Genomic DNA, 4,382 nt, shown 5'->3' with positions numbered 1-4,382 from the left:
CCGTCGCCGCCGCCGTCCTCGCCGCGGGGCGCGGCGACGGGGGCGGCGCAGCCGGCCGTCGCCGGCGCCGGCGGCTTCACCGCCGCCGTGGCCGTGGTGGACGTCGACGCGGTGTGGCTGCCCGACGGCACCCGCCGGCCCCTGACCGGACCGGTGCGGCACCTGGGCGACCTGGAGCAGCTCGGCCGCGAGCTGGGCCTGGGGTGCCCACCCGTGAAGTGGCGGCGCAACCCCGAGGCCGGTCACGTCGTGCCCACCGCCGCGCTGTGGCAGCGCCTGGGCGTCGACGTCACCGCGGTGCCCGGCCGCGACGACAAGCGCCGCGCCTGGCTGGAGGCCGTCAGCGTCGAGCTGCCCGCCCTGACCGACGCCGCCGCCGAGGGGTGGGTCTTCGGCACCGGCCGCGGCGCCCCGCAGCTGCGCGGCCTGAACCGCCTGCGCCGCAGCGGCACCGAGCGCGGCAGCGTGGTGGTGGTGTGCCTGCCGGCGATGGACCCCAGCCTGCCCGGCCTGCGCGAGGGCCGGGACGGCGCCCCGGCGCAGATCGCCCGGCGCCTGCAGCTGTTCGCCGACGCCGTGGGGATCCCCTTCCGCGGAGCCATCTCCACGGGCATGGACCTGCTGGACCTGGTGATGCCGCTGGAGCGCAAGCGCGGCTGGGACGTCGTGGACCACGACGGCGTCGGGCCCGCCCACGTCGGCATGCTCGACGGCGTCTTCGACTGGACCCGCCGGCCCGAGGCCCACGAGGCCGCCCTGGGGTACCTGCACGCCTACGACCGCAACGGCGCCTACCTGGCCGCCTGCTCCTCCGTCCTGCTCGGCCTGGGCGCTCCCGAGCACCTCTCGCCCGCACCGGGGGCCGGCGGGGTCCCCTTCGACGACAAGCGCGCCGGCTGGTGGCAGGTCGTGGTGCCCGGGGTGGGGGACCGGCGCGTGCCCGACGTGCTCGACCCCGCCGGCGACGGCGCGGGGCAGCAGCGGTGGGTGACCACCACGACCCTGGCGTACGCCGTCAAGGAGCAGGGCTTCACCGGTGACGTGCTGCAGGCCTGGGCGTGGCCGGCCGAGCGCTCCTCACGGCTGCTGGAGCCGTGGTACCGCGTCCTGCGCGACGCCCGCACCGTCCTGATGCAGAACCCCGACCCCGAGGCCGCGGTGGTGCTGCAGCTGCTGAAGGAGGTCTACAAGCGCACCAACGGCTGGTTCGCCGCCTCCGCCGCGCGGGGCACGCGCGCCTTCCAGCCGTACTGGCACCACGCCATCCGCGCGGCCAGCAAGGTCGGCATGCTGCACACGGTGAACGCCGTGGGTGCCCAGAGCGGCACCTGGCCCCTGGTGGTCGCCGACACCGACGTGCTCGCCTACGCCAGCGACAGCGACGACCCCGTCGCCGCCTGGCCGGGGCGCGACCAGGGCAAGAGCCGGCTGGGCTCCAAGCTGGGCCCCTCCCTCGGCGGGTACAAGCCCTACCGCAGCGGCCCGCTGGCCGCGCAGCTGCCGCACCTGACCGGTGGGGGCTGGCGCGGTCGCGACGACCTGCTCGACGTGCGCGAGTGGACCACCCGCGGCAGCACCACAGCAAGCACCACAGCAAGCACCACAGCAAGCACCACAGCAAGCACCGCGGGCAGCGCCGCCGGCGCCGGGCGCGTCACGAGATCGTCCACGTGCTGGAACACCGGCGAAACACCCTGTGCCTACCGTGGCCGGATCGTATACGTTCCCCGGACGCCAGCCGGTGAGGGAGGACTCCCGTGACCACCAGGACGACAGCGCGCGCAGGCGCCGCGGCCGCCGCGCTGCTCAGCCTCGCCGCGTGCGTGCCCGTGCAGCCGGTGCGCCCGGCGCCCCCGCGCGAGGACGTCACGGGCGTGCCGGCCGGCGCGCGCGCCGTGCGCGAGGGCGGTGACCTCGTCATGGGGCTCTCGTCCGAACCGGACCGCCTCGACCCCACGACCTCCTCCTCGCTGTACACGCGCTACGTCATGAACGCCGTGTGCGAGAAGCTCTACGACATCGACGCCGCCGGGAACGTCGTCCCGCAGCTCGCCGCGGCGCTGCCGGCCGTCTCGCCCGACGGGCTGACCGTGACGATCCCGGTGCGCACCGACCCGGTGTTCGCCGACGGCACGCCCTTCGACGCCTCCGCGGTGGCCACCACCCTGCAGCGCCACCTCACGCTGCAGGGTTCCACCCGCAAGAGCGAGCTGGGCCCGGTGGAGGAGGTCAGCGCCCCCGACCCGGCCACCGTGGTCGTGCGCTACTCGCGGCCGTTCTCCCCGCTCACCGCGGCGCTCGCCGACCGCGCCGGGATGGTCATGTCGCCCACCGCGCTGGCCGAGCGGGGCGAGGACTTCGGCGACCACCCGGTGTGCGTGGGCCCGTTCAGGTTCGCCGAGCGCGTGCCGCAGACCTCGATCACCGTCGAGCGCGACCCGCTGTACTACGCCGCCGACGAGGTCCACCTGGACACCATCACCTACCGCATCATGAACGACGCGAACATCCGCGCCGCGAACCTGCGCTCCGGCGACGTGCAGGTGGCCGACTCCCTCTCCCCGCAGGACGTCGACGCGCTGTCCCGCGAGGAGGGCACCGGGCTGCTGCAGACCGGTTCCTACGGGTACCAGGCGGTGACGTTCAACGTCGGCAACACCGCCGGCGCCGGGGAGCCGCCGGGCCGCATCGACACGCCGCTGGCGAGCGACCCGCGCCTGCGCCAGGCGTTCTCCCTGGCGGTGGACCGCACCGCCCTGGTGAACTCCGTCTTCAACGACTACTACGACCCCGCCTGCTCGTTCCTCTCGCCGGACAGCACGTTCTCCACCCCCGCCAGCGAGGCGTGCCCGCCGCACGACCCGGCGCGCGCCAAGCAGCTGCTCACCGAGGCCGGTGTGGAGCTGCCGCACCGCATCCGCCTGGCCACCTCCAACACCGCCGACTCCCTGCGCCTGGCCCAGGCCCTGCAGGCCAGCGTCGCCGAAGCCGGTTTCGAGGTCGTCATCGAGCCGATCGAGTACTCCACGCTGCTGGACGTGCAGTCCGCCGGCGACTTCGAGGCCGTGCAGCTGGGCTGGTCCGGGCGCGTGGACCCGCACGGGAACACCAACAGCTTCCTGACCACCGGCGCGGGCAGCAACTACTCCGGCTACTCCAGCCCCGAGGCCGACGACCTCGTGCGGCGGGCCTCGCAGAGCACCGACCCCGCCGAGCGCGCACGGCTGTACGGCGAGCTCGTGCGGGTGGTGCAGCGCGACAACCCGATCGTCTACCTGTACCGGGTGCGCAGCATCACCGGCTACGTCGCGCAGGGCGAGCGGGCCGTGGCCGGCATCGAGACCTACTCCGACGGCGTGGTGCGGCTGGGCCGCGCCGCGTTCCTGCGGACCGAGCAGTGAGGAGGGGACCGTGGCACGCTTCCTGCTGACCCGCGTGTGGCAGAGCGCCGTGACGCTGCTGCTCGCGTCGGTCGTGGTGTTCGCCGGGGTGCGCGCCCTGCCGGGCGACCCGGCCCTGGCCGCCGCCGGGGAGGAGGCCACCCCCGAGACCGTGGCCGCCGTGCGCGCCGAGCTGGGCCTGGACCAGCCGGTGTGGGTGCAGTACTGGCGCTTCCTCACCGACCTCGCCTCCGGCGACCTGGGCACCTCCGTGCGCACCGGCACCCCGGTGACCGAGCTCATCGGCGCCACGCTGCCGGTGACGGCGTGGCTGTCGGCGTACGCGCTGCTGGTGGCCGTGGTCGTCGGCCTGGGCGCCGGCGTCCTGGCCTCCGTCAGGCGCGGCTGGGCGGAGTTCTCGCTGAACTCGCTGTCCCTGCTGGGGCTGAGCGTGCCCAGCTTCTGGCTGGGGCTGCTGGCGATCCTCTACCTCGCCGTCGGCGCCGGGTGGTTCCCCGCCTCCGGGTACGTCTCGCCCGCGGAGGACCCGCTGCGGGCCCTGCACCACCTGACGCTGCCCGCCCTCGTGCTCGGCGCGGGCACGGCCGCGGTGGTCATGCGGCAGACGCGCGCGTCGATGCTGCAGAACCTCACCGCCGACTACGTGCGCACCGCCCGCGCCGGGGGCGCCTCCCGCTCGCGCGTCGTGCTGCGCTTCGCGCTGCGCAACTCCCTCGTCGTGGTCGTCACCCTCGTCGGCCTGCAGCTCGGCGGGCTGGTCTCCGGGGCCGTCGTCACCGAGCGCATCTTCGGCCTGCCCGGGTTCGGCAAGCTCACCCTGGACTCGGTGTTCAGCCGCGACTACCCCGTCATCGAGGGCGTCGTGCTCGTCGTCACCCTCGCCTACGTCCTCATCAACCTCGCGGTCGACGTGCTCTACACGGTGCTCGACCCGCGCATCCGCGTCGCGGGAGGCCCCCGGTGACCACACCCCCCACACCC

Annotated in this window: 2 protein-coding genes and 1 pseudogene; all 3 read left to right on the top strand. The window is 74.9% G+C overall.

Features of this window, described 5'->3' with window-relative positions:
* A pseudogene (locus GTR00_RS15435) lies at nt 1-1,761 on the top strand (hypothetical protein); the annotation flags it as partial.
* Nucleotides 1,758-3,401: an ABC transporter substrate-binding protein gene (locus GTR00_RS15430; RefSeq protein WP_166612485.1), complete on the top strand. Its 1,644-nt coding sequence runs from the start codon at nt 1,758-1,760 to the stop codon at nt 3,399-3,401. The pseudogene GTR00_RS15435 and the gene GTR00_RS15430, both read left to right, overlap by 4 nt.
* Before the next feature lie 10 nt (nt 3,402-3,411).
* Nucleotides 3,412-4,365 (top strand): ABC transporter permease, encoded by a 954-nt coding sequence (locus GTR00_RS15425; RefSeq protein ID WP_166612484.1) that lies wholly within the window; start codon nt 3,412-3,414, stop codon nt 4,363-4,365.
* The last annotated feature ends 17 nt before the right edge of the window (nt 4,366-4,382 follow it).

This window comes from Kineococcus indalonis (assembly GCF_009906395.1).
GTDB lineage: Bacteria > Actinomycetota > Actinomycetes > Actinomycetales > Kineococcaceae > Kineococcus > Kineococcus indalonis.
Note: the sequence above shows the minus strand (reverse complement) of the source record. Positions and strands in the feature narration are given on the sequence as shown.